Genomic DNA, 25,607 nt, shown 5'->3' with positions numbered 1-25,607 from the left:
CATAGTATTATATGTTCACAACATCGTACTCCCTGCTCATTCCCGCATTTATCATCTTATCTATATCTTTCATAAGCTTTTGGAACACCTTTGGCTTTATGGACTGCTGTCCATCACATTTTGCATTGACAGGATCATTATGAACTTCTATCATAAGCCCATCTGCCCCTACAGCCACTGCCGCTTTAGCCAATGGTTCAACCATCCACCAAATTCCTGCTGCATGACTAGGATCTACTATTACTGGAAGATGACTTAATTTTTTTATAACTGGTACAGCACTTAAATCCAATGTATTTCTTGTGTAAGTCTCAAAAGTTCTTATTCCTCTTTCACAGAGTATTACATTTTCATTTCCACCGGACATTATATACTCAGCAGACATGAGCAATTCTTCAATAGTAGCTGAAATTCCTCTTTTCAAAAGAATGGGTTTCTTAGTCTTCCCAAGCTGTTTTAAGAGCTCAAAATTCTGCATATTTCTCGCTCCAACCTGTATTATATCCACATCTTCAACAAATCTATCTATCATGTCAGTGGACATGATCTCCGTAACTATGGGAAGTCCTGTCTCCTCCCTGGCTATTTTCAAAAGCTCCAGTCCTCTGACTCTGAGTCCCTGAAAGCTGTAAGGTGAAGTCCTGGGCTTAAAAGCACCTCCTCTTAAAAATTTAGCTCCGCTCTTTTTTACATCTTTTGCAATACTTACAATCTGTTCTTCACTTTCTACAGAACATGGACCTGCTATAACAGCTAGCTCATCTCCACCAATAGACCCATCTTTTATTTTTACCACGGTATTATCTGGATGAAATAATCTATTAGAAAGTTTGTAGGGCTGCTGTACCTTTTTTACATTTTCCACAAATTCATTAGCTCTAATTTTGCCTGCATCAACTGTCGTAGTATCTCCAATAAGACCCAGCACACAATACTCCTTTCCCTGTATTACATTTACCGATACATCATTATCCATCTCAATTTTTTGTTTTAACATCATTATCTCTTTCAATGGCGACTTTGGCTTCATAATCACTATCATTATAAATTCCTCCCGTAAATAAATTTAAATAAAATAAAAAGACAAGGCCTCTTAATGAGCCTTGTCTAAAGTTAACCAATTACATTTTCACCCAGTATGCAAGAAGATTTGAATCAACACACATAACTATATCTACTCATTAGAAGGAATCTTAAATATTTTTGAAAGCAAAAATAACCAGCGCTAAAATAAAAATAGCCCAAGCTAAAAGTAAAGTAATAGTAATTTCTATTTACTGCTTTCATTTTCCTCCCAATGATATTTTTCACTTTGTTTTTACCTCCCTATTATAATGTAAACTACGAAATCTATTTGTTTTTAATTATAACAGGTTCTTTTTTTATGTCAACACGAAATTTTACTATTTATCTGGAAATTATTCTTGTCAATATACATAAAGCTTATGTAATTTCATGGAATTATTCCAAAAAATATAGTACAATTAACTAAATTATTTCTAGCTAATTACGATAACTATAATGATTTTGTAAGTTTTAGATTGAATTATATTTTCAGGAGGACACAGCATGAATAAGTACAAGAAATTAGTCTTTGCTTTTTTTATTTCTGCATCTCTTATTAACAACAAAAATATAATAAATACCGTACATGCTGCTGGTATTTTACCAAATATTCAAAGCAGCGCCTATACTGCAGTTGGAAATATATTTGCCAAATGCGGCTACAGCGGGCAATGCACCTGGTTTACATATGGAAGGGTTCTTGAAAAATTAGGGATTGCACTTCCTTCGGAATTTTACGGAAATGCGGTTGATTGGTGGTATGCCAATGCAAGGGATAATGTGTATCCTTATGGTTCTGAACCAAAGGCAAATTCCATAATAGTATGGGGTGGTGGTCCCGTTGGATACGGACATGTTGGCTTTGTAGAAAAAGTGGAGGGTAATACCGTATATTTTAACGAAGGCAATTTTAGCATAAGGGGCAATTATGACGGGAATGTAAAAACTCTCTCAAAAGAAGCCATAAAAAACAGGGGCAACTTATATCTAAAAGGATACATATATGTGGGGAACGGAAGGCAATCAGTTCCAACTTCATCTTCAAGTAGCAGCTCTTCCGGAGGTACCAATACTTATAAGACCGGAATTGTAAATATTTCAGATAGTAATTCATCTTTAAATGTAAGAAATGGGGCAGGCACGTCCTTTGGAATACTTGGAAGCTTAAGAAAGGGACAGTCCGTTGAAATAGTTGGCTCTGTGGGAAGCTGGTATAAGATCAAGTTAAATTCATCCTATGGATATGTAGCTTCTACCTACATAAATTCAGGGGGAGGCAGTACTTCAACTTCTAGCGGAACTTCTTCCTCCAGTTCAAAAACAGGTTATGTTAAACTTCAAAATAGCTCTTCATCTTTGAATCTGAGAACAGCACCTCAGGGTTCCATAATAGGTTCCCTGTCAAATGGAACTTCGGTTACTATTTCGGGAAGTTCCGGCAGCTGGTACAAAGTAACTGCAAATGGTAGAACAGGCTATGTTTACTCTAGCTATATAAGTCTTTCCCAATCTTCGTCTACATCGGCAGCTTCTAAATCCAAGACCGGCACTGTAATTTTAAATAATAGATCTTCAGTCTTAAATTTAAGAAACAGTCCATGGACAGGCCGTGTTCTCACAATTCTTCCTTATGGAAGTAAAGTTACAATTTTAAGTACTGATGGCCGTTGGTATAAAGTACAGGCAGGATCTATAATTGGATATGTTCATTCGGATTATATAAGAGTTTAAATATCAAATATTTTAGCTATATTGATTGAGGACAATCTGGATTCCCTCCAGATTGTCCTCAATCAATAATTAATATCTTTAATATCTTCTAAATTTTCTATTTTAAAATTTTTTATTTTTTTATAGGGTGAATTTTGCCCCAAAAGACTGAAAACATCACAAAACCATTCAAGTGGTTCAATATATTTTATATCATCAGATACCAAAAAATAAAAATCTGGATGAGCACTGGATCTGGTTTTATTGCTCATAAACAAATCATGCTTTTGAATACCCGTAAGAAGAGGTTCTATTTTGCATTTAGTTTCATATAATGTGCACTTTATGACAAATGTATCTATTTTTTTATTACAATTCTTAAAATACTGACAACCTTTCCAGACAGCTACAACCTCCATGATTGTCCCCCTTTTAAATTGAATATTTGTCTTTCTACAATCTCATTCACAATGTTATTTATCAATCATCAATATTATTTTGTTTTAAATTACTGGATTTATCAATTCTCTTACCGTTTTCATCAAAGGTTTTCTTCAGGTGTTTCTCAGTAGTAAACACTGTAACCATTAAAACAGGTATAAAGCCTATCAATGGAACTAGATAGCCTTTCCCCTGTAGAAAATAGTAACCTATTTTACCTAAAATAAGAAGAATTATTCCTGCAAGTATATACTGATTAGTAGAATATCTATTTCCCTCATTCCACATGTCCTGATTTTTCATGGAAATCTCAGTTCGATACCCATACCAGGAATTGATCTTTTTAGGTCTAACTATTTTAGGTATAATACCAAACGCCATGGTTACCAAACCAAATACCAATGAATATATCATATACTCATCTCCCTTAAAAACTTAATATCCAACCCCTTTAATAATAAAACATCTTTTTTTAAAAAGCCAGTTTATTTTCCATCCATTTTATTTTTCATATTTGATGTCAGCTTATCCAAAAGCTGTGACTTGTCTTTTCCATCATCGGGAAAAACAACATAACTGTACTCAAGGTGATATTCGCTGTATTTTTCATCTATAGATTTAATTCTGTTATATATTCCATCTATTCTATTGACAATAGAAAGAACCTTTTCTTTTTGGCATCGTGGGAGCACACCTACAAGAGTAGAAAATCCATACTTTTCAAATAAATCCGGTGTTTTAAAAATAGGTCTTAATTTTTCATAAAGTGAGTCCATCAATATAAGATAATTGTCCTTTATATCTATTTTTTCATCCACTGCCGTAAAATATTTTTTTATCAAGCTGACCATTATAATCGAGAGCTTGGTATTTTCAGCCCTAGCTTTGATAATCTGCTTTGTAATATACTGCTGAAAATTTAAATATATTATTTCACCCTGCTCATCTTTGTTTTTACTGGATTTTATAAGCTTATTTATCCTTTCAAGCAGCACTTTATTGTTAAAAGGCTTTAATATATATTCTGACGTTCCCTCTTTTATGCATTTTATAAATGCGCTTCTAGTATTCATCTTTGTAAGTATCATTATTGGAATACTTAAATTCCTGGCCTTTATTTTTCTAAGCACTTCAAAACCATCTTCATTACTGAGGCCCACTTCCAATATTATTAAATTTATTTCCTCTTTTTTATCATGAAGTTTGTTAAAGAAATCAAAGGAAGTTCCCGATTCATATACTTCGATTCCTGTCTTTTCCAGAATGTCTTTTACTCTATATCTCATATACGCCATATCATCCAATATTATAACTTTACACATAATTATCATCCTATTTTCATTAATAATATTTTACTAAATTGTATTTACTTTACTTACAAAATCAAATTTTTAGCATTATATATATTTATCGTTTGATTTAAAATTTACTTTAAAAAAGCCCTACTTAACTATGACATTCCGCCATCCACAGTTATTATTTGTCCAGTTATATAGGATGAAGATTCTCCTGCTAAAAAGCACACTACTTTTGCCACTTCATCACTGCTTCCAAATTTGCCCATTGGAATTTCTTCTCTCAACATATCTCTATCATCAGCTTTTAAACAGGCATTCATATCGGTATCTATTACTCCAGGCGCCACAGCATTAACTCTAATATTAGACGGTGCCATTTCTTTCCCAAGTGACTTAGTAAAAAGATTTATGGCTCCCTTGGTAGCAGAATAAATTGATTCGCAAGAGGCACCTACATTTCCCCACATAGATGAGATATTTATTATAGAGCCCCTTTTTCTTGAAATCATATGTTTTAGTACACAGTGGGTACAATTCAGCATACCCTTAAAATTAACATCTATTATAGAATTCCACTGTTTCTGCTGCATATCCATAAAAAGCCCTATGTAGCAAACCCCTGCATTATTTACAAGTATATCGACTTTTCCCATTTTGTCTATAGTGCTTTTTATCATTTTTTCGGCACTATTGTACAAGCTTACATCTCCCTGCAAAACAACTCCAATAGAGCCTATATGTTTCACCATTTCAAGAGTTTTATAAGCCCCTTCCTCGTCTTGATTAAAATTTATTATCACACTGGCACCGCACTTTGCCATATTTACAGCAATACTTCTCCCTATACCTCTAGATGCCCCAGTAATTACGGCAACTTTTCCTCCTAAGTTTTCCATATAAAATTCCCACTCTCCACAGCAAAATTAATCTGTAATACTCTAAAAGATATTATACATTAATTCTATACAACATGTGAAATAAAAATTATAATAAATTTGCATATTTTGCACATTTATGCTATTATAAATATGATAATAAATAATTATTCTCAATTAATATATTTTATTTGGAGGGATATAAATGAATTTAAAATTTCAGGGAAAAACTGTGAAGGTTTCTGGAAATGCCCTTAAAGTCGGTGATACTGTACCAGATTTCACACTTATAAATAATGCAATGGATACTATTTCTCTAGGGAATACAAAGGGAGTTAGAATATTTTTAACAGTGCCTTCCCTAGATACTCCAGTTTGTGATCTAGAAACCAGAACTTTTAATGAAAAAACATCAGAAATTCCTGGTGTAACTGTATATACAGTATCCATGGATCTGCCTTTTGCCCAGAGCCGCTGGTGCGCAGCTAATGGAATAAAAAATGTGATTACGGTATCTGATTTTAAAGATAGAACCTTCGGTAAAAATTTTGGAACATATATGGATGATTTAGGTCTTTTAGCCAGAGCTGCCTTTGTAGTCGACAGTTCAAATAAAATTACTTATGTGGAGTATGTTCCAGAGGTTACAAATCAACCAAATTTTGATGCTATACTCGATGCCGCTAAAAAAGCAAAATAGTACATTAAAATAAAAGGATCCTTGGGCTTTAACAACTCAAGAATTCTTTTTTAATTTGATTTAAAATTGAAATATTGTATTTGAATTAATTTATGAAACATGTTATAATCACTTTAACAATTTAATAGGCTGGATGAAGTTAGTGGAATACATTGATAGACCGTTAACTGACAAGCCTCTGGAGAGACTCTCAAAGAGCACCGAAGGGGAAAACTGATTACAGTGAAACTCTCAGGTAAAAGGGACGGGGGATTTTTTATTTAAAATAGTAGATTTCAGCTATTTTACTATTCTAATTCCTTGTTTACCAGAGATTAAACCTTATTTTAATCTCTTTTTATTTTCTCAAATAAATTGTACTTTAGTGTAAATTAACTAATATTAAAAGGAGATGGACATAGTAAATGAAAGCATTTATAACGGTAATTGGACAAGATAAAGTGGGCATAATTTATAAAATAACCTCTGTACTATTTAAAAATAACATAAACATTTTGGATATCAATCAAACTCTAATAGAAAACTATTTTACTATGATAATGCTTGTAGACTTAAGTAAAATGAATGCAGATTTTACAAGTATAAAAAATGCTCTTGAAAATAAGGCAGAGGAAATAGGCGTTGATGTCAAGATTCAAAGAGAAGATATATTTACTTCTATGCAAGAAATTTAAACTGGAGTGTGAACAATAATGATAAATACTAAAAATATAATGGAAACAATAAAAATGATAGACAAGGAAAATCTTGACATAAGAACTATCACTATGGGCATATCACTTATGGATTGTATCGACAGCGATGGAGAAAAGGCACGGACAAAAATATATGATAAAATAACCAAATATGCCGAAAATCTGGCTAAAACTGCAGAACAGATTGAAATAGAGTATGGTATACCAATAATACATAAAAGAGTATCTGTATCACCCATTTCCCTTGTGGCCCAATCAACTTCAGATAAGGATTATGTAAAATTTGCACAAACTCTAGATAAAACTACCAGGACTCTCGGTATAGATTTTATCGGAGGCTTTACAGCGCTTGTACATAAAGGTTACTCAAAAGGGGATAAGATACTCATAGACTCTATACCAGAAGCACTGGCATCCACCAATAAAGTATGTTCTTCAGTAAACGTAGCGACTACAAAAGCTGGAATAAACATGGATGCAGTAAAAGATATGGGAAAAGTAGTGAAAAAAACCGCTTATCTCACCAGAAAAGATGACAGTATAGGGTGTGCCAAACTAGTGATATTTTCAAATGCCGTAGAGGATAATCCATTTATGGCCGGAGCATTTCACGGAATTGGAGAAGCCGATGCCATAATAAACGTTGGTGTCAGTGGTCCTGGTGTTGTAAAATCAGCATTGGAGGAAGTAAAAAATAAGGACTTCAACACAGTAGCCGAAACTATAAAGAAGACTGCTTTCAAAATAACTAGAATGGGACAATTAGTAGCTGGTGAAGCTTCAAAAAGATTAAATGTTCCCTTTGGAATAGTGGACTTGTCTCTTGCTCCTACACCTGCTGTAGGAGACAGTGTGGCAAGAATTCTTGAGGAAATGGGACTGGAAAGCTGCGGATGTCCAGGTACAACAGCAGCCCTTGCACTTTTAAACGATTCAGTCAAAAAAGGTGGTATAATGGCTGCATCACAAGTTGGAGGTCTAAGCGGCGCATTTATACCTGTAAGTGAAGATGAAGGAATGATACATGCTGTAAATGCGGGTTCCCTCAATTTGGAGAAACTAGAGGCCATGACCTGTGTATGCTCTGTAGGACTTGATATGATAGGGATACCAGGGGACACACCTGAATCCACCATATCAGCAATAATTGCAGACGAAGCCGCCATCGGAATGATAAACTGTAAGACAACTGCTGTAAGATTAATCCCAGTTTACAATAAATCTGTAGGAGAAGAAGCAAATTTTGGAGGCCTCCTTGGAAAAGCTCCCATAATGTCCGTAAGTAAATTTTCCAGTGAGTCTTTTATAAATAGGGGCGGTAGAATCCCTGCTCCAATTCACAGCTTCAAAAATTAATTACATGTAGATTAGAAAATAATAAAAATGGTTTATTTTGCCTCAATCATATTTAGAATTATGAAAAGGATACGATAAAATACTTAATTACTATATATTTCTAAATTAACGATATATGAGGTGAGACAATATGACATGGGAAAAGAAGTTACTTTCACTTGATGAATTAAAACCTGGAATGATGTCTTCAAGTGATGTAATTTTTGAAGGTAAAATGTTATTGGCTAAAAATATTATTATTACAGCGTCTACTATAAATAATTTAAAGCAAAACTATCTTGTGGACAAAGTAGAAGTCTACGTAAAAAATGATTCTGACAGTCCTTTAATTGTTGAAACAAATACAATACAAAAAATAGAGAATGATTTTAATGAATTTTCTCTGAGCTTAAAACGTATATTTAATAATATATCTGAGTTAAAAGTTCCTGAAATGAATGAAATAAGATCTTTTTCAAAAAAGATACAGGAGGAATTTAAATCAACGGGGATAGTCATTAGAAATATTGTATTTTACGGCAGCGGAAAAGATGCCATCTACAGGCATAGTATAAATGTATCCGCTATAAGCTTTATACTGGGGAAATGGCTAAATTTAAATCAACGTGATCTAAATTTATTGACCTATTCAGCAATATTACATGATTTTGGCAAAACAAAAATAAATAGAGATATACTGAATAAAAATGGAGTTCTTACTTCTAGAGAGTATAAAATTATTAAAACCCACCCTGTCATAGGTTATAATTTTATAAAAAGCATTCCATATCTGGATCCTTCTGTAAGTTACGGAGTGTTGATGCACCATGAAAAAATGGATGGATCCGGATATCCATTAGGTATAGCTGGAGATAAAATCCATTTATTTGCTAAAATAATAGCTATTGCAGACTTATTTGATGAAGTAAACTCCTCAAGATACTATAAGAAAGTAAGGGGCCCCTTTGAAGCTCTGAAGATCATTCAAGAACAAAGTCTTGGAAAGCTCGATTGTAGATACTGTGATGTATTTTTAAACCATATAATAAATTATTTCATGGGAGAAAATGTACTGTTAAACAATGGTAAAAAATACAAGGTGATTCAAGTTCATGTAAATGATTTGACAAATCCTCTGCTTTTAGATGAGGGAAATTTTTTGGATTTGAAAAAAGAAAGTGACTTATATGTTGAAAAGCTGGTTATATAACCAGCTTTTCCCTATTTATGCAGATATACCTACTGTAAGTAACACCTTATAGAATTAAATTTTAAATTTTTGAATGATTTCATTTAACTTTTGAGCTAAATCCGCTTGGTCTTTGGCAGTTTTATCAATCTGAACCATACCCTGCACTGCATCATTTATAACATCTTGAATCTGGTTAGTACTTTCAGAAGATTTTTGCGCAATTCCAGCCATGCCATTAATTGCCTTAGTCACTTCATTCGTTGTACTTTTTATTTCCTCTGTCATCGACGTAAGTTGCTTCAGAGAATCAGATGTAAATTGAGAATCCTTATAATATTTTTCTCCGGTACTCAGATAATTATCCAATTGGACATTTACATTTTCATCAATAAATTTTAAAACTTGATGACTGGTATTTGAAAGATTTTTAAAGGCCTCTTGAACTTTTACTACAACATTTTGAATTGTAGAAACTGTTTCAGAAGATTGTTCTGCAAGTGTCCTCACTTCTTCTGCAACTACCGCAAATCCTTTACCATGTTCCCCTGCCCTCGCAGCTTCAATGGCTGCATTTAATGCCAACAAATTAGTCTGCTCCGCAATACTTGCTATTATATCTGCCATCTCTTTTATTTTTGAAACTACTTTTCCTTCATCTATAGCCTTTAGTATATTCATCTCTTCATTTTTATAGATGTCTTTACATTCCTTTATGGCATTTTGAGCGTTTTCCTGGACAGAAAGAGCATTTTCCTTAGACTTACTTGCATTTGTATTTACATTAATTGCCTTATCTGATAATTGATTTATATTTGAATCTATCTCTTCCACAGATGCAGTAACTTCCTCAGCAGAAGCTGTTGTCTCCTGAGAACCGTTTACGATATCATTTATAGAATTGTTTATGTTCTCAAATTTAGACGTCATTTCCTGGACAGTTGCAGAAAGTTCCTGACCAGAAGCACTCATATTCTCAAAATTGTCAATTATGGTCTTCACCAAAGATTTCACATTTTCCTGAGCCTTATTGAGTGAAAGAGCTGCATCTGCAAATTCATCCTTTCTCTTTATAATTATAGGAGTGCTAAAATCACATTCTGACAATCTCTTAGCAAATTGCTGTATATGAGTTAAAGGTTCTGTTGCGTATTTTGCAATAAATATGCCGCATATAACAGCTATTACCAGCATAATCAATAAAATTATAATGGCCGTTGTGATAGCGGCATTCAATCCCTGTGCATAATCACTTTTGGGACTGACCGCCATAATTGTCCATCCTGTTTCTTTGGATTTATTAAATCCAGCTATCTTAGATTCCTTTCCACTTCCATATGCCACATTCCCTTGACTTTTACTTAAAACGGATTGCCCAGAAGGGATTTCCACTTTTATATTCTTCATTACCCTGCTCTTATCAGAATCCGCAATAATTGTGCCGTCTGCTGAAACCAGTAATGCATATCCACTTTTCCCTATTTTAGTCGTAACTAACTTGTCTCTCAACGTGGATAGATCAATATCAAAACCCACAGCACCCTTCTTGCCGTTACTAAGTTGAATTTTTTTAGCAATGGTTATGACAAGTTTACCTGTAAGGGCATCTTTATAAGGTGCCGTTACATATATCTGTCCATTGGCAGCCATGGCATCTCTATACCAGGGTCTGGATGTTGGATCAAATCCTGCAGGTAATTTTACACTTTGAGGATATACTATCATCTGCTTTGTTTCATCCGCTAAATATGACTGCATTATATCCTTGTTACTCTGTGTTATGCTCCCCAGTGCATTTAATAGCTCCCCCTTATCCTGTGAAAGCACGTCTTTATTAACTGATAATGATTGCAGATCATGCTTTAATGAAAGGCTATGTAAATCAATATACGAAACCTTCTCCTTTGCTATTTGATAAGTCAGTTCCTCAGCGTTGTCATTTGTAATTTTAGACAAAATGAAATAAGAAAAAATCGATATTATAAGTAATGGTATTATAATAAGCAATATTAATATACCAATCAGTTTATGGTGTAATGACATCCTATTCTCCATAATTTAATCCCCCTTATGTTTATAATATCCAATTATCTACATACTACCATATTATGTCTATAAAATCCACTAAATACCTAAAATTTTCACCTATTTCGCACTAATTCTGCTATAAAAAACATTATTTTCATACCAAATTGAACAAATTTCTCTTCATATTCCGTCACTACATTTTCATCAAAGCCGCTGTTATGTAGATCATATGTCAAATACTCTATCTTATACCCGCTCTCTATAAAATAACCCTGAGATTCTTCAAAAAGTCCCCTATCATCTGTTTTAAACCATATCTGACTCCCCGACTTCAAAAATTTTTTATACATATTTAAAAATACAGTATGAGTCAACCTTCTTTTTTTCTGTCTTCTCTTAGGCCATGGATTGCAGAAATTTATATATATTCTTTCAATCTCATTTTCACTAAAGATTTTCTCAACATTTACTATATTCATAGGCACTATTCTTACATTTTCTATTCTATTCTCCTTTACCTTTCTCAATGCATATACTAAAACTTCATCCTTTAAATCAATTCCTATATAATTTATATTTTTATTGTTCAGAGCTTGCTCGCATAAAAATTTCCCTCTTCCACAGCCCAGTTCCAAGTATATGCTATTATTGTTTCCGAATTTGTCTTTCCACTTTCCCTTACATTTTTCAGGTTCTGTTATTACAAAAAAGCTGGTCTCCATTTCAGGCCTAGCCCACCATTTTTTTCTGAGTCTCATATTAGAAAATTCCCTTCTTATATTTGTGATATACAGCTTCCTAAGACAAAATTTATTATCTCTTTTAACAGGAAACTTGTCAATAACATTCTTCAAATATATTTTATATTAAAGTTTTTTCTACAATATACGATAATAATGAGTAAAATAATTATACATAGAATAGCATTTGGGTTGTGAAATCATGGAATATTTTGTAGAAGAACTTAAAAACAAAAAGATAATCAGTAAAGATGATATACAAATTCTCAAAAATTATATAGACAAAAAATATCTTAAAATTAGTTCAAGAGAAAAAGCAAAAATGCTTTCCAACACTATACATCATATTTTAGATAAAAAGTTGAATGGTCTTCCTGAAACCTACAGGCAAACTATAAAACTAGATATTTTGAAAGAAACCCTTTTTAAAGACCAAAAATCCATCTTCATGTATGATATATTCAGCTACTGTATGAAAAATGAATTTTTAAAAAAGAATTTTAGAAAGGAACTTACCCAATGGGTAAATAACAATATAGAGAACAAGATTGAAGAAATCGATCTAACCAATTATGAAAAAAGCATTAAAAAAGATATGCCCTCACCATCAACTAAGTGCAGTGAAGGTATATTCAATCACACCTCAATTTTTGATTCAAAGCGTTTAAAATTACCAAAAAGACTTGTGAAAGTTATTTTAACAGCTATTTTAATTATAGGTATAATAAGTCAATTTACGCTACAATCAAATTTTAATGCAATTAAATTTTCACAAATGGAAAATTTAATTGACGGTATAACCTTAGAAAATTACAAAAAGAATTTTCCCAATATATATCTGCCGGAATATTTGAAGTATCAGAGTATAAATGTAAATAAGTTAAAATCCTATTTAAATACTCGAAATTCACTATTATGTAAGGAACCTTACTTCTCCACTATAATCAATACATCAAGAGAATTTAATTTAAATCCTATTTTACTTTTTGCCATAACGGTCCAGGAACAAAATTTTGTCCCTGCAAATACACCTAATGCTTACAAAATAGCCAACAACCCTTTTAATGTATACCACAGTTGGAAGGAGTATAACACAAATATAGAGGATTCCTCAAGAATAGCCGCTCATACCATTATAAATCTATCTATAAACAGACCGAAAGAAAATAACCCCTTTATTTGGATAGGTAAGAAATATGCACAAGATAAAAACTGGGGAAAAGGTGTACAATCTATATTTAAAGAGATAAATTATTATTATACAACTCATTCACAGTAATTAACGTGTTTAAATCAAAAGATATTATTAGCTACTCTGATAAAAGTCTTATATATCATAAAAGATGGAATACCCACTACATACTTGGCCAATGGAGTAGCCACAAACAATAGTAATATTATAATCTGATATCTGTATATACTTCCTGATATTCTATAAAACAGTGATGGAAAAATATCTCTCAATATATGGAATCCATCTAGACCAGGTATTGGTATCAAATTAAAGACAAATAACATACAGTTTATATTTACAATGTACAGTATAATTTTAACCACTAGATTAAAAATTGAAGAAGTTTCTGTAGCCAATCCTCCCCACTTGTACAACAGCACTACCAGCATAGCAGCCAAAAATGCTATTATTAAATTTGCAAGTGGGCCTGCAATAGAAACCTTCAAGTCATCTTTATTTCTATTTTTAAAAGCACTGGGATTGATCTCCACCGGCTTCGCCCAGCCAAACCCAACCAACAATATCATTATAAATCCTATAATGTCCACATGAGCAAAGGGGTTTAATGTAAGCCTTCCTTGAAATTTAGGAGTTTTATCTCCTAACCTATCTGCTGTAATTGCATGTGCAAACTCATGAAATGCAAATCCTATCAATATAGCAGGTATGATAAGTACTTTTTCTAATATAGTTTCAGTCAAATATTTCATTCCTTCCTTTTTTAATTTTAGTTTAACGATACTTCTTCCAATTGGCCATTACTTATGGATGCAACCCCGCCTTCAAATATCTGTATAAAATTTCCCTTATATATATATTGCTTTCCAGTTGCTACATCAGTAACAACTCCCTTTAAATTGTCATTTATGTATATTTTCCCTGAGGGCATTAAAAATATGTCATCTCTATTTACAGATTTATTTAAATTTATATTTTCATAAGCATCTTCATCTGAATTGATACTGCCGCAATAAATATTTGATATCTTTCCATTCTGTTCATCTCCAATATATATTCTATCATTTTCATCAGCCCCTATCCATACAGGATTTTTAACTCCTTTAATGGTAATAGGCTCTTCTCTGCCTGTAACATATATATTGTGATATATATCATCTTCATATATTAATTTATCATCAAGATATAAAATTCCTATATTGCCTATCATATAGGACTTCGTATATACTTTTTGCATTTCATTCATTATATTTATTCTGTATATATTTGTTCTTCGTCCTCTGTTCTGTATTTTAACATATATTACATTTGTATAATGAGATTCCTGTATATCATTGATTTGAGCCTTTTCATCATAACAATCCAATTCCTTACTGTTTTCTTTTATATCCTTGTCAGCTTCATAATATGACAAATTAAATTTGTAACCTTCATCAGAATTACGTTTTTCTGCTATAAGCATTCTATTTCTATCTTTAAGCCATTTATAAAAAGATATTTCCGTTCCATCTTCAAATTCTACATTTTTTCCATCACCAGTTTTTGAATCCACAACCTTTAAAATGTTATCTTGGTAATAAGCCACATATCTTCCATCAAAGGAAACACTGACATTCTTAGCATTTTGCGGTATTTTTACAACAACATCTTTTTTCTTAGGTTCACTTTTTAAAACCTTTTTGGCTTTTATTTCTGTCTGAGAAGACAGAAAATAATTATTTATATAAAATAATCCCGCAAATTGTACTACCAGTGATATAGATATCCATACAATAATTCTCTTAAAAACTTTCATCTCACACTCCCCTTTAATAATCTTACAATAGTTTCTATGGCTTCACATAAATAGCAGATGGAACAGATCTTTCACCTAGAGTATCACAGGGATTATTTATTACTTCTCCTTCATAATACATAGTGGAAGAAGATCCCCCATCTAAATTTGTGGCATTTACTGCTCCATATTTAATCATTATATTCTGAAGATCTCTCAGGGAAGCACCTATACTTTTAGTCTGACGTCCGTCTATAACAAGAAAAATTATAGATCCATCTGCCCTTTGGCCTATAGCTGTTCTTGGGGCTATTCCCCATCCGCCGTCTCCTGTTATGGTTCCTTTTCCATTTACCACCAGAGCAGGTTTAAAAGATATAGCCTCTGTGACACCTCTTTTTTTCATATCATTCAAACTGTGATTTCCTACTAAAAGCTGCCCTTTACTTGTAATTGCCATTACACCTGATTTTTTATCGGGATCTTCTAAATCGTTAGACAGGATTTTACCATTGCTCATCAGTATACCTGTAGGCTTCCCTCCAGTGCCGGTCCATTTACTGTCCCCAGAGGAACTATCCTTAAATCCCCCTCCATTTATAGCAGCTACGGCATTATTTCTCCTTGCTATTCTGCTGGTGAGTTCTCCCACTACTCCCAGTTTGCTGCTGTATCCAACCTTGACTCTAGTGGGATCATGAATTATCAATATATATCCCTTAAATTTCTTTTTATCATCACTTATATCTTCCCTTTCTATACTGCTATCATGTTTATTTTCAAAATTTAAAATTTTTGCATTATCCACATTTCCAACAGTATTTCCCGCCAGTATTTTTTTTATATCTTCATCTGACAAAAATAATTTTGCAATGTATTGATGACTTAAAGTTGTCATAGCTGCACCTACTACAGTTCTCTTTATGTTTTCAAAAGGACCGTAAAATATCAAGAAAGGGGCCGTCATTCCGGTAAATATACACTCAAATAACAAAAAACAAAGCACCAGTTTCCAAACTGATTTTCTCTTTTTACCCGATGTTCTCCTTTTTTTCATATATTAAAACCTTTCCTTTCTAACCTAAAAATACATGATAAATTAAAAATATATCTTTCAATATTGTACAATAAACGATAAAATTTTTAAATAGAAATAATTATAAATAGCATAAAAACTTCATAACGGGTCAAATAAAAAAGATATCCACTATGATAACATATAACAATATGTTCATAGTAAAATATCTTTTTATGGTACCATTATCTTTAATATTATTCCATTTATAGTCTTTTAGAAGCTTCATAGGCCAGTGGGGATCTTTCACATTCATCGTTCTTTAAAGTAACCTGATAACATAGGGTACTTCCCTTCATCTTTTCCGATGCATAGGATAATCCATTAGATCTGGAATCCAAAAACGCTTGATCTATTTGATCTGGATCTCCTATTAACAGCAGCTTGGTACCTACTCCCACCCTTGTTATTATAGCCTTTACCTGTTTGGGTGTTAAATTTTGAGCTTCATCAACTACAAGCCAGTTTTTTGTAATAGAACGTCCTCTCAAATAGCCCACCGCTTCTGTAGTTATAATTTTTCTATCAAACAGTTCCATTACTTTATCCTCTAATTCTTTTTCATTTTTATATCTTTCCTTCTCATCAGAATCCACCAATACCTCAAGGTTATCCAATATTGGCCTCATAAGCGGAAATATTTTCTCTTGTTCTGTACCTGGCAAAAATCCTATATCTTCACCCATAGTAACATTGGGCCTACATACTAACATTTTTCTATACATTCTGTTGTCCTCTTCCATCATGTTGTGAAGTCCTACAGCTAATGAAAAAAAAGTTTTTGCCGTACCAGCAGGTCCTTTTATTATCACAAGGGGAGCTTTTTCCGCATTTGTAAGGAGAGCTTCCAGCATAAATTTTTGACCCACATTTCTTGGATTTATTCCCAGAGGCGAGCTGTCCTTAAAATTAAGCGGAACAATTTTTTGCCCATCAAATCTTCCAAGAGCAGTTTGTTTAGGATGTTCAAAACAGTGTATTATGACAAATTCATTCACATAGAGAACCGGTATAAAATATTCTTCAGTTTCTTCATCATAACAGGTGATTTTATCAGTTTTCATATACTTTTCTCTATAAAAATTTTCTATGTCCTGCTTTGATGCATATATATCTATCCTTCCTGTATATTGGCTTTTATCCTCCGGAACAACTTTTTCATAAAAATCCTCTACTTCTATATTTATAATATCAGCTTTAATTCTTTCAAAAATATCTTTTGTTATAAGGCAGACATTTTCGCCTTGATCTTTAAGCCCCTTACATACCTGTATTATTCTGTTATCCGGCTTGCTCTTATCCCAGGCTGGCGGCAGCTTTACATCATAATGATTCATTTCAACCCTGAATTTTCCTCCAGATGTTAGCTGTACGCCTTTATTAATTTTTCCTTTTTTCCTCAGGCCATCTATTAACCTAGCTGCATGTCTTGCATTGGCACCTAAATCACTTTTGTCTTTTTTGAATCCATCTAATTCTTCAAGTACCACCTCCGGTATAACTACATCACCATCTCCAAAAGACAACATGGCCCCTGGTGAATACAGAATAACATTGGTATCTAAAACATAAGTCTTTTTCAAAGCTATTCCTCCCCTCTAATCATTATTATAATATATTCATCTGTACATATAAATGCATTTATTTAATTATAAAATCGAATTTGCCGCTAAATATATTTATATATTATAAAAAGTAAGCACTGTACATTTCCAATGCTTACTTTTTTAAGGGAGATCTATATAACTAGGTCGTTTACTTCTTGTATCTTTATTTTATACATCTGATGTTACAATACTGTGTCATATATATTAAATAGTTGTTTATTTTTTGAACATTTTATGAATAATTTAATTTTACATTTTATTACACGCGTTCATCCAATTACCTGTAGTAATTTTCATAATAATGCACAAACTTAATTATAAGCGGTAGAATCTACTATAAATATAAAAAGGAGGAGTTATTATATCAGTGTACAACGATAAATTAACTACATCTCAAGCTAAAGAGGCATTAAAACATTTTAAAATAAAATCAGCAAAAGAAATTGGAATAAACCTAAAGGAAGGCTATAATGGAGATTTAACTTCTCGAGAAGCTGGATCCATAGGTGGAAACATGGTAAAAAAAATGGTTGAAGCATATAAACAAAATTTAAAGTAATATAGAGCGGATATTTCAAAATTGCATTCTTGAAATATCCACTCTATATGTAATTGCCATTAAATAAGTTCAAGAATTCTTAATGCAAAAAATTGTATTTATAAATCGAACGCTTATATTTTTCATCAACACCACACTTAGTTTTATATATATGTTTATTTTGGCTCTGTAAATATTCAATAACATAATTTTCCATGGCATTCATAGCCTCCGGATCCCTGACCATATCTCCATGGGCATAATTGGTTTGTATTACACTAAATCTCCTATTGACATTTTCAAAATTATTGATCTTCTTTTTCAAAAAATCGACCAAGGATAATACATCGTTTTCTGTAATGTCCGGAAGTAATTTAGCCTCATCAGGATCAATTCCAAATTTCAAAGGATCCTCTTTGATCATTGAAATAATTCCTGCCAATGAAGGGGTACCTGTAGAAGGATCTCCGAGAAAATTCTTGCAATTGCCTCCAAGCAGCAACACATCTTTGTTGATATTCCAGGTCTTAGTGATATCATTATCCCATGCCATGTCCATATACTGTAAAAATTCATTATAGGATAATCCTGAATCCGATTCATACTCTAAAATATTCATAGTATCTTCTGTAACATTGAATTTTTCAAAATCCTTAAAATTATAATAAGCTCTGTCCAACAGCACTACATCCTTTACCCTTTCAGGATATTTTTTAGCAAACATCATGGCTGTATCTGCTCCAAAAGAATGTCCAACTAAATGTGCTTTTTTTATACCATATGAGTCCAACACCGCCTTTATTGAATTCAATTGAGTATTCCAGGAGATAAAAGGTACATGCCCACTATTGCCATGATCTAAATAATCTAAAGTTATTGTCATATATGGATTATTCTTGTTGTATAAAAATTCACCATGGCTGTGACTGCCACCCAATCCATGCAGAAATACAATCGCTTCCTTTGAGTTTGGGTGGTAGTTATAAACTTCAGTATATATTTTTATTCCTCTATAATCAACATACCTTTGACTAATATTGTCATCTGCTCTACAGGGTATTACTATAAAACTTAAAACCAGGACAATTATAAAAGTTAACGAAAAAATTTTCTTCATACAAATTCCCCCAAAATAAATATTTTTATTTAACATTCCACATAAATCTTTAAATTCCTTTAAATTCCTATCATTAATGTATATTCTTTTTATAATAACAGCAATTGTTTTTAAGAAAGTATTAAGAATAATATATTAAATTTGTTTATAAAATTAAACATATTATATAATTATATAAATAGAAAGTTTTATGGAGATAAGAAATGTTTTTAAATATATTATTAAAGAGAAAACAATTTATAAAGTATGTTATTTCGGGAACTTTAAATACACTTATAACCTTAATTGCCTACAATATTCTTATAAAGATCAACGTTAATTATATAGAAGCAAATGTTATAGCATATCTTCTTGGAATTATAAACGGATTTATCTGCAATAAATTTTGGGTATTTAAATCCGATGGCAATACAGGTACTTTATTTATTAAATTTATTATTGTAAATTCAATATCAATTATTTTCAGTAGTATACTTTTAATCTTATTTGTCAATAATCTCTATTTTAACAAAATATTATCACAGTTAATGTCTACTATTATCACAGGGATGTTTAATTATATGATGAATAAGTTATGGACATTTTCTTAATGTTTTAAGTTTTGCATTTGTACAAAAAAACGAACTGCTGCATAATCAAATTACACAGCAATTCATGTACATAGGTTATATAATTTTTTACTAAGATTTCCCTTAGTCTGTATAATACTATACATCATCATTGTGACAATAATGTGTCATAACGACAAATAATATCCTGTTAATTATCTATTTATTAATAAAATATATAAAAAAATAGTACTGATTGGGGATTCAGTACTCATAGGGTTAGTTATAATTTAATCATTAAGCTTTTCATTTTTTATTGTATGATAAAAATATTATGTGTTCATATCATACAGGTTAATTATTTGTTAAGTATATTTTTTTACACTATAATAGGCATTCTCAATTTGCTTTCAATTTCTTCCCAAAAGCTGTTAAAATAAGGTCTCTTTTCTATATACTGAAATATGGACTTTATTTCATTTATGGACGTATACGATATACAGGAAGTTTTATTATTTTTTTCATTTTGAGGAGATTTTAGCGTAGTATTTGCATCCATATTTAATATTTTATTTATATCCTTAATTAATACCTTATTACCGTATATTCTTAAACGTAAAGCCTTATATTTTATTTTTTTCCGTTTATTTCTATATCTAGTGGAATAATCAAACCTACTATGCAATTCTATATATGCCCTTAGGAAATCGCTATATTGATTTAATTCAGGCAATTTTCGGACATCAGAACTTCTATTATTCCAGCCTATGGATTTTAATTTTTCTATATTAAAGTATTTAGTACTCAATACATATTGTATATTATTCTTATCCTTTTGTTCATATATATTATTTCCACAAACTTTTTGTATTTGTTCAAGAAAATATTTATTCTTATTCTTAAAAATTAACCTTCCCCGTGATATATACCCAATTGAAAATATTATACCCAAAATATAATCATTCAACAACATCACCCCATTGATTCTATACAATTTTTATATTAAATATAAACTTCTCTATATTATCTACGAATATCAAAGTTGATTTTAGGGTGTCTCATTTTATATTTTTTCTAATATTTTAAGATATAATAGTGTTTTTATTACACTTCACCACTATTTTTAAAATTATCAGAATGATAGCTCAAATTTTGATATAATGCTATAATAATATTAATTTAAAGTAAGGAGCTGTAATCATGAACAAAACAATTATTGAATTGGAACTACTTTATTCTGACGCTAAAAAAGACCCTTTGCTAAAAAAGAAGCTGCTTGCAACCCGTTCAGCAGATGATCCCATGGATACTTTTTGTAAAGTAGCTTGTGATGCAGGACATCCTATAACTGTTGGAGAACTCTTTGCAATTGGTCAAGAATACAGCAGCAATCAATGTAAAAGTACAAACGGTGGAAATCCCGACCCTTATGAATCATTTGAAGATACCTATGAGGCATTTCTGACCTCTCTATAAGCCTCACATTAAAATTCCTTTCCACACATTTTACACCTACTTTTGCGCAAAACAGGCACTCTAAATAAAGAGCGCCTGTTCTACAAAACAATTAATTATTTAAAGAGTAATACTCATTTTTTCACTAAGGATTTATTTCCCTAGTACATTTATATTATATGCAGTATTCGCCATAACTTACTGTCACTATTTGTAAACAATGCTTAAAATAAGCACCTATATAACAAATATCTACTTCCAGTTATTCTCATCTACGGATTTTTTCTATATGATTTTACTTATTTTTTAAACGGTAACATACGCTACATATTTTTATCACTAAAAACGCTATACTAAAATAAAAATTCAATTATACAAGGAGGTAAAAATATGAATAGCTTATTTAAAAATGTAGAATTTTCCAAGGTACTTAATCTAAATGATCTAATATCTTATCAAGAAGGCCAGGTTATAAGCAGAACTATTGCACAAATATCTTCTGTCAATATTACTTTATTCTCACTGGATAAAGGTGAAGGCATCAGCACTCATGTAACTTCTGGAGATGCTATGGTTCAAATATTAGACGGTGCAGCTGAAATCACTATAGGTGATAATGTTTTTAATGTTGAAGCAGGTGAAACAATAATAATGCCTTCTGATATTCCCCATGGACTTGAAGCTCGTGAAAGATTTAAAATGCTTCTAACAGTTATAAAACATTAAACAATTTGAAAAAGGGCAGCTATGCTGCCTTTTTTCAAATTCATTTTATTATTAATTAACAACTATTTGAGTAACTTCATATAATATCCTAGTAATTTTATAAATCCAAATTTTCTGTTCATGAGGAAATTTGAAATTATATGTCATTAAATTATTTAGAAGGTGAATTGACATGGCAATAAGGCCAGAAATTTTACGTGCAGGAGATACAATAGGAATAGTTACTTTAGGAAGCCCATTATCTGCAGATGTCATTAATACTGGTATACAAACTCTTAGAAATATGGGCTTTAATGTAATCTTAGGGAACTACACATATTCTTATGATGGATATATTGCAGCCACGGAACAACAGAGGGCCTCTGATTTAATGGAAATGTTTAAGAATCCTGATGTAAAAGCTATCATACCCTCAAGAGGTGGAGTAGGCGTCGCAGGTATTATACCATATCTTGATTATCCTGTTATCACACAGAATCCTAAAATTATCACTGGGTACAGTGATATAACAATCTTATTAAATGTTTTGTATACATGGGCCAATTTAATTACTTTTCATAGTCTTCTTTTAATAGACTTTAAACCAAGTACTCCCGCATACAACATGAATCAATTTTTCACTGCTACATCTACACTTACCTCACCAAGAAGACTTGAAAATCCTCCTGGAATGCCTTTAATAAGCAGGGTTCCTGGCAATGTAACAGGAACTATAGTAGGAGGTAATCTTACATCATTTGTAGATAACCTTGGCACACCTTTTGAAATTGATACTAAAGGAAAGATACTCCTAATTGAAGAAGTTCATGAACCTATTAATACAGTCTACAGACATATAAACCATTTAATATTATCAGGTAAACTTAGGGATTGCGCAGGTATCATTATGGGTGAATGCACAAATTGTGATCCTGCATATGGTAAATCATATGCAGATTTAATTAATGAAGTTATAATACCATTGAATAAACCTCTTATGACAAATTTAGCATCTGGGCATGGCACGTATAAAATGGCTATACCTATAGGTGCTCAAGCTAACCTTAATACTTATAATAATACGTTGACAATACTTGAACCAACAGTGCATATATAATTTGTTTTGCTAATTGTTCTTGTTCGTTTTTTAGTTGTGAGATTAGATAGGAATAAGACGATGTATTTTAGATACTGGTGTCTAAGTCTTTAATGGATTTAAATTCATAATTTTTATCTGAGAATACCCTTAACAATTGATGAAGAGGTGACTCTTCAGAATAAGTATAAGTGGTATACCCTGATTTGTCTTTTGTAATCTTAATATATTCAAATTCAATATTAGGATGATAGAAAAAACTAGCCAAGGTTTTTTTAGGTAATGTATAAATTCTATCAATCATATTATCTATACATTTTGCACCATTCACACAATCAAGTGGAGTAGGAATAAAACTCACTACTCTATTTTGAATTTTTACTTTGCTTATTGCTTTTTCATTCTGAGATCTATATGCTTCATAAATATAATTAAAATATTCACCCATAATTCTTTTTTGTGACCTTGTTGCATCATAATGGGGGCTTTCAAAAAAGTATACGGGTATATCTAGCTTTTTAGCACAATTTATTGCTAAATTGACTCTTCTACGAACACATTCTTCACCAGCATTAATTTTGCTATTGAACTCAATTCCATCAACACTTTCTTCTTCTCCCTGTTGATGTGTATATCCATGTAAACCAACTATTCCATTTTTATCTATAAGATAATCAAGTGTAAATACAAAATCTGTATTATACATGCTAAGCTGAGTAGACGGATCATTATCAATACCTTTTGGAGGATTCATATATCTAGGAATCCAGGCAACATGAAAGGGGACATTTTCATGGTATAAATAATCTGCTATAATTCGGAGTTTTTCCAGTGACTCTGATGTTGCATACCTTTGGCCAGCAGTAATATCCTCTAACCTAATTAAAGCTGGCCTGCCATGTTTTTTCTCAATCTTTTGTAATAAAATATCTGAATTATAAAATAAAGACAATGTTTTTGTTTCAACATCCCAATCTGTTTTCAAATTAAATAACTTAGTGAAGTCAAAAAGAGATAGGTAAAGAACATCTTCTGATGCAATGGCCTTTTTTCGTAAATTATACTCCTTATTACCTTCATAATAGGAGTTTTTCAATAGATTAATTCGTACAGATTTATCGTTCATTTTAACAACAGCGTTATCTTTTGTAAGCTCTGTATTACATATTTCAGAAACCGGAATATATAACCTATTATTATCATTATATATAGGAAGTTGAAGACTCAGAGGTTTCATTTTAAAATTTAATCTTATGTCTTCTTCTTTCATATCTAAGCCTTTAAAAGAGCTAAATTTTCTATTAGATTGTTCTAAAATTTTACTTGCGTCATTCTGTTTCGGCAGCTTCTTATTTCCTAAGATAAATGCACCAGAAATGACAATGACAATACCTGCTAATAATATTAATTTAAATTTATACTTTGCTTTTTTTATGAACATTATCTATTCATCTCCTGATTGATTGATAAAACATAAATGTAATATATTTATATTTTACATTTGTAAAGATATAATACTCTTTATATTTACACATCAGGAGTGATAAGTAAAAATTTCCGCAAAAAAGCACCCGATTAAAGCCGGGTGTCTATAAAATGGTTCTCTTTTTATTGAACTTTTATAATACATAATTGGCGACTTCATTTAACCTTGAAATCACAGGCCTAGGTTTATATGTATTAATCAAGATGCGAAGTACAATACGGACATCTAGTTGCATCTATGGGAATATCACTCAAACAGTACTTACACTTTTTAGTATTTACTAATTTTTCTTCTTTCCTCTTATGTGAACTACCACCACTTATAGAAGTGGATGGCTTCTTAGTCAATATTCCTAACGGAATAAGTTTACCTAAGCTCTAAAGGTCGAACCAACCTCAGTGTATTACCAAAATTATATGGCTAATTTCAGCAGATTTTTGCTGGCGTTTATATCCCTGTCATGGTGTGTGCTGCATTTAGGACAGGTCCATTCCCTGAGTGCAAGATTTTTTACTTCTCTATTCTTATATCCACAAACTGAACATAATTGACTACTTGCATAATTACCGGGTGCCACTATTATTTTTCTGCCATACCATCCAGCCTTGTATTCCAGCATTCTTCTGAATTCACTCCAGCTTGCTTCGCTTATTGCCTTTGCCAGCCTGTGATTCTGCTGCATATTCTTAACTTTCAAGTCCTCAATAACTATAGATTGGTTTTCTCTGATTAGTTTTATTGATAACTTATTTAAGAAGTCTGCCCTTTGATTCACTATCTTCTCGTGTAATTTAGATGATTTTAACCTAGCTTTTTTTCTGTTATTACTGCCTTTTTTCTTCCTTGATAGATCCCTTTGAAGTTTGACAAGCCTTTTTTCTGATTTTCTCAGATATTTTGGGTTGGCCTCTCTATATCCATCTGAACATATTGCAAAT

The 25,607-nt window shown here is 31.7% G+C and carries 26 protein-coding genes and 1 riboswitch; of the genes, 11 read left to right on the top strand and 15 right to left on the bottom strand.

Annotated elements, in window-relative coordinates; genetic code table 11:
- Positions 1-7 precede the first annotated feature (7 nt).
- Positions 8-1,042: a 3-deoxy-7-phosphoheptulonate synthase gene (gene aroF / locus LN736_RS08190; RefSeq protein ID WP_150356961.1), complete on the bottom strand. Its 1,035-nt coding sequence runs from the start codon at positions 1,040-1,042 to the stop codon at positions 8-10.
- 527 nt (positions 1,043-1,569) lie between these two features.
- On the opposite strand from aroF, the gene LN736_RS08185 reads away from it, so the two are divergent.
- Positions 1,570-2,796 carry an SH3 domain-containing protein gene (locus tag LN736_RS08185; RefSeq protein ID WP_150356960.1) on the top strand — a complete coding sequence of 409 codons (1,227 nt, stop codon included), beginning with the start codon at positions 1,570-1,572 and terminating at the stop codon, positions 2,794-2,796.
- A 62-nt stretch (positions 2,797-2,858) separates the two neighbouring features.
- Here the strand turns inward: LN736_RS08185 and LN736_RS08180 are convergent, their stop codons facing one another.
- The 4 genes from LN736_RS08180 to ymfI all read right to left on the bottom strand — a co-directional run bounded on the left by LN736_RS08180 (position 2,859) and on the right by ymfI (position 5,410).
- Positions 2,859-3,194, bottom strand: coding sequence for a hypothetical protein (locus LN736_RS08180; RefSeq protein WP_179977824.1), 336 nt, complete (start codon positions 3,192-3,194; stop codon positions 2,859-2,861).
- A gap of 61 nt (positions 3,195-3,255) precedes the next feature.
- On the bottom strand, positions 3,256-3,630 hold the full coding sequence (locus LN736_RS08175) for an SdpI family protein (RefSeq protein ID WP_179977825.1): 375 nt from the start codon (positions 3,628-3,630) through the stop codon (positions 3,256-3,258).
- A 71-nt stretch (positions 3,631-3,701) separates the two neighbouring features.
- Positions 3,702-4,538, bottom strand: coding sequence for a response regulator transcription factor (locus LN736_RS08170; RefSeq protein WP_179977826.1), 837 nt, complete (start codon positions 4,536-4,538; stop codon positions 3,702-3,704).
- 128 nt (positions 4,539-4,666) lie between these two features.
- Entirely contained in the window at positions 4,667-5,410 is a 744-nt protein-coding gene (ymfI, locus tag LN736_RS08165; protein ID WP_150356956.1) for an elongation factor P 5-aminopentanone reductase, read from the bottom strand.
- A gap of 184 nt (positions 5,411-5,594) precedes the next feature.
- Here ymfI and tpx point away from each other — a divergent pair, with 184 nt between their 5' ends.
- The 4 genes from tpx (at position 5,595) to LN736_RS08145 (ending at position 9,329) form a co-directional block, all read left to right on the top strand.
- Positions 5,595-6,089: a thiol peroxidase gene (gene tpx / locus LN736_RS08160; RefSeq protein ID WP_179977827.1), complete on the top strand. Its 495-nt coding sequence runs from the start codon at positions 5,595-5,597 to the stop codon at positions 6,087-6,089.
- Positions 6,090-6,257: 168 nt separating this feature from the next.
- Positions 6,258-6,347, top strand: a riboswitch (glycine riboswitch).
- Between the two features lie 146 nt (positions 6,348-6,493).
- Positions 6,494-6,763: an ACT domain-containing protein gene (locus LN736_RS08155; protein WP_150356954.1), complete on the top strand. Its 270-nt coding sequence runs from the start codon at positions 6,494-6,496 to the stop codon at positions 6,761-6,763.
- An 18-nt stretch (positions 6,764-6,781) separates the two neighbouring features.
- Positions 6,782-8,140 (top strand): PFL family protein, encoded by a 1,359-nt coding sequence (locus LN736_RS08150; RefSeq protein ID WP_150356953.1) that lies wholly within the window; start codon positions 6,782-6,784, stop codon positions 8,138-8,140.
- Positions 8,141-8,270: 130 nt separating this feature from the next.
- Positions 8,271-9,329: an HD-GYP domain-containing protein gene (locus LN736_RS08145; RefSeq protein ID WP_179977828.1), complete on the top strand. Its 1,059-nt coding sequence runs from the start codon at positions 8,271-8,273 to the stop codon at positions 9,327-9,329.
- A gap of 54 nt (positions 9,330-9,383) precedes the next feature.
- On the opposite strand, the gene LN736_RS08140 is transcribed toward LN736_RS08145, so the two are convergent.
- Positions 9,384-11,363, bottom strand: coding sequence for a methyl-accepting chemotaxis protein (locus LN736_RS08140; RefSeq protein ID WP_229981320.1), 1,980 nt, complete (start codon positions 11,361-11,363; stop codon positions 9,384-9,386).
- Positions 11,364-11,449: 86 nt separating this feature from the next.
- Positions 11,450-12,094, bottom strand: coding sequence for a tRNA (guanosine(46)-N7)-methyltransferase TrmB (trmB, locus tag LN736_RS08135; protein WP_179977830.1), 645 nt, complete (start codon positions 12,092-12,094; stop codon positions 11,450-11,452).
- A 184-nt stretch (positions 12,095-12,278) separates the two neighbouring features.
- On the opposite strand from trmB, the gene LN736_RS08130 reads away from it, so the two are divergent.
- Positions 12,279-13,355 carry a hypothetical protein gene (locus LN736_RS08130; protein ID WP_229981319.1) on the top strand — a complete coding sequence of 359 codons (1,077 nt, stop codon included), beginning with the start codon at positions 12,279-12,281 and terminating at the stop codon, positions 13,353-13,355.
- A 14-nt stretch (positions 13,356-13,369) separates the two neighbouring features.
- On the opposite strand, the gene LN736_RS08125 is transcribed toward LN736_RS08130, so the two are convergent.
- From LN736_RS08125 to LN736_RS08110, 4 genes are all read right to left on the bottom strand, one after another.
- Positions 13,370-14,020 (bottom strand): site-2 protease family protein, encoded by a 651-nt coding sequence (locus LN736_RS08125; protein ID WP_179977832.1) that lies wholly within the window; start codon positions 14,018-14,020, stop codon positions 13,370-13,372.
- A 17-nt stretch (positions 14,021-14,037) separates the two neighbouring features.
- A complete protein-coding gene (locus LN736_RS08120; RefSeq protein ID WP_150356948.1) occupies positions 14,038-15,063 on the bottom strand; it encodes a hypothetical protein in 1,026 nt (341 codons plus the stop codon).
- 34 nt (positions 15,064-15,097) lie between these two features.
- A complete protein-coding gene (locus LN736_RS08115; RefSeq protein ID WP_150356947.1) occupies positions 15,098-16,099 on the bottom strand; it encodes a phosphodiester glycosidase family protein in 1,002 nt (333 codons plus the stop codon).
- 224 nt (positions 16,100-16,323) lie between these two features.
- A complete protein-coding gene (locus LN736_RS08110; protein WP_150356946.1) occupies positions 16,324-17,700 on the bottom strand; it encodes a PhoH family protein in 1,377 nt (458 codons plus the stop codon).
- Between the two features lie 391 nt (positions 17,701-18,091).
- On the opposite strand from LN736_RS08110, the gene LN736_RS08105 reads away from it, so the two are divergent.
- On the top strand, positions 18,092-18,283 hold the full coding sequence (locus tag LN736_RS08105) for an alpha/beta-type small acid-soluble spore protein (RefSeq protein WP_407647121.1): 192 nt from the start codon (positions 18,092-18,094) through the stop codon (positions 18,281-18,283).
- A gap of 79 nt (positions 18,284-18,362) precedes the next feature.
- Here LN736_RS08105 and LN736_RS08100 read toward each other — a convergent pair whose 3' ends face one another.
- On the bottom strand, positions 18,363-19,379 hold the full coding sequence (locus LN736_RS08100; protein WP_179977833.1) for an alpha/beta fold hydrolase: 1,017 nt from the start codon (positions 19,377-19,379) through the stop codon (positions 18,363-18,365).
- Positions 19,380-19,582: 203 nt separating this feature from the next.
- Here LN736_RS08100 and LN736_RS08095 point away from each other — a divergent pair, with 203 nt between their 5' ends.
- Entirely contained in the window at positions 19,583-19,969 is a 387-nt protein-coding gene (locus LN736_RS08095; RefSeq protein ID WP_179977834.1) for a GtrA family protein, read from the top strand.
- Between the two features lie 337 nt (positions 19,970-20,306).
- On the opposite strand, the gene LN736_RS08090 is transcribed toward LN736_RS08095, so the two are convergent.
- Positions 20,307-20,894 (bottom strand): hypothetical protein, encoded by a 588-nt coding sequence (locus LN736_RS08090; protein WP_150358874.1) that lies wholly within the window; start codon positions 20,892-20,894, stop codon positions 20,307-20,309.
- Positions 20,895-21,127: 233 nt separating this feature from the next.
- On the opposite strand from LN736_RS08090, the gene LN736_RS08085 reads away from it, so the two are divergent.
- The 3 genes from LN736_RS08085 (at position 21,128) to LN736_RS08075 (ending at position 23,204) form a co-directional block, all read left to right on the top strand.
- On the top strand, positions 21,128-21,403 hold the full coding sequence (locus tag LN736_RS08085; RefSeq protein WP_150358873.1) for a hypothetical protein: 276 nt from the start codon (positions 21,128-21,130) through the stop codon (positions 21,401-21,403).
- A 369-nt stretch (positions 21,404-21,772) separates the two neighbouring features.
- Positions 21,773-22,108 (top strand): cupin domain-containing protein, encoded by a 336-nt coding sequence (locus LN736_RS08080; protein WP_150358872.1) that lies wholly within the window; start codon positions 21,773-21,775, stop codon positions 22,106-22,108.
- A gap of 172 nt (positions 22,109-22,280) precedes the next feature.
- A complete protein-coding gene (locus LN736_RS08075; RefSeq protein ID WP_150358871.1) occupies positions 22,281-23,204 on the top strand; it encodes a S66 peptidase family protein in 924 nt (307 codons plus the stop codon).
- Between the two features lie 67 nt (positions 23,205-23,271).
- On the opposite strand, the gene LN736_RS08070 is transcribed toward LN736_RS08075, so the two are convergent.
- Positions 23,272-24,624, bottom strand: coding sequence for a DUF2334 domain-containing protein (locus LN736_RS08070; protein WP_150358870.1), 1,353 nt, complete (start codon positions 24,622-24,624; stop codon positions 23,272-23,274).
- Between the two features lie 457 nt (positions 24,625-25,081).
- A partial coding sequence (locus LN736_RS08065; RefSeq protein ID WP_229981318.1) for a transposase occupies positions 25,082-25,607 on the bottom strand: 526 nt, incomplete at its 5' end.

Source organism: Clostridium aromativorans (assembly GCF_020908015.1).
Taxonomy (GTDB): domain Bacteria; phylum Bacillota; class Clostridia; order Clostridiales; family Clostridiaceae; genus Clostridium_B; species Clostridium_B aromativorans.
This window is presented reverse-complemented; position numbering and strand designations above follow the sequence as displayed.

Excerpts from the sequence above, each read along its gene's own strand:
- aroF (WP_150356961.1), bottom strand. The coding sequence starts at position 1,042 with ATGATAGTGATTATGAAGCCAAAGTCGCCATTGAAAGAGATAATGATG.
- LN736_RS08185 (WP_150356960.1), top strand. The coding sequence starts at position 1,570 with ATGAATAAGTACAAGAAATTAGTCTTTGCTTTTTTTATTTCTGCATCT.
- LN736_RS08180 (WP_179977824.1), bottom strand. The coding sequence starts at position 3,194 with ATGGAGGTTGTAGCTGTCTGGAAAGGTTGTCAGTATTTTAAGAATTGT.
- LN736_RS08175 (WP_179977825.1), bottom strand. The coding sequence starts at position 3,630 with ATGATATATTCATTGGTATTTGGTTTGGTAACCATGGCGTTTGGTATT.
- LN736_RS08170 (WP_179977826.1), bottom strand. The coding sequence starts at position 4,538 with ATGTGTAAAGTTATAATATTGGATGATATGGCGTATATGAGATATAGA.
- ymfI (WP_150356956.1), bottom strand. The coding sequence starts at position 5,410 with ATGGAAAACTTAGGAGGAAAAGTTGCCGTAATTACTGGGGCATCTAGA.
- tpx (WP_179977827.1), top strand. The coding sequence starts at position 5,595 with ATGAATTTAAAATTTCAGGGAAAAACTGTGAAGGTTTCTGGAAATGCC.
- LN736_RS08155 (WP_150356954.1), top strand. The coding sequence starts at position 6,494 with ATGAAAGCATTTATAACGGTAATTGGACAAGATAAAGTGGGCATAATT.
- LN736_RS08150 (WP_150356953.1), top strand. The coding sequence starts at position 6,782 with ATGATAAATACTAAAAATATAATGGAAACAATAAAAATGATAGACAAG.
- LN736_RS08145 (WP_179977828.1), top strand. The coding sequence starts at position 8,271 with ATGACATGGGAAAAGAAGTTACTTTCACTTGATGAATTAAAACCTGGA.
- LN736_RS08140 (WP_229981320.1), bottom strand. The coding sequence starts at position 11,363 with ATGGAGAATAGGATGTCATTACACCATAAACTGATTGGTATATTAATA.
- trmB (WP_179977830.1), bottom strand. The coding sequence starts at position 12,094 with ATGAGACTCAGAAAAAAATGGTGGGCTAGGCCTGAAATGGAGACCAGC.
- LN736_RS08130 (WP_229981319.1), top strand. The coding sequence starts at position 12,279 with ATGGAATATTTTGTAGAAGAACTTAAAAACAAAAAGATAATCAGTAAA.
- LN736_RS08125 (WP_179977832.1), bottom strand. The coding sequence starts at position 14,020 with ATGAAATATTTGACTGAAACTATATTAGAAAAAGTACTTATCATACCT.
- LN736_RS08120 (WP_150356948.1), bottom strand. The coding sequence starts at position 15,063 with ATGAAAGTTTTTAAGAGAATTATTGTATGGATATCTATATCACTGGTA.
- LN736_RS08115 (WP_150356947.1), bottom strand. The coding sequence starts at position 16,099 with ATGAAAAAAAGGAGAACATCGGGTAAAAAGAGAAAATCAGTTTGGAAA.
- LN736_RS08100 (WP_179977833.1), bottom strand. The coding sequence starts at position 19,379 with ATGAAGAAAATTTTTTCGTTAACTTTTATAATTGTCCTGGTTTTAAGT.
- LN736_RS08095 (WP_179977834.1), top strand. The coding sequence starts at position 19,583 with ATGTTTTTAAATATATTATTAAAGAGAAAACAATTTATAAAGTATGTT.
- LN736_RS08085 (WP_150358873.1), top strand. The coding sequence starts at position 21,128 with ATGAACAAAACAATTATTGAATTGGAACTACTTTATTCTGACGCTAAA.
- LN736_RS08080 (WP_150358872.1), top strand. The coding sequence starts at position 21,773 with ATGAATAGCTTATTTAAAAATGTAGAATTTTCCAAGGTACTTAATCTA.
- LN736_RS08075 (WP_150358871.1), top strand. The coding sequence starts at position 22,281 with ATGGCAATAAGGCCAGAAATTTTACGTGCAGGAGATACAATAGGAATA.
- LN736_RS08070 (WP_150358870.1), bottom strand. The coding sequence starts at position 24,624 with ATGTTCATAAAAAAAGCAAAGTATAAATTTAAATTAATATTATTAGCA.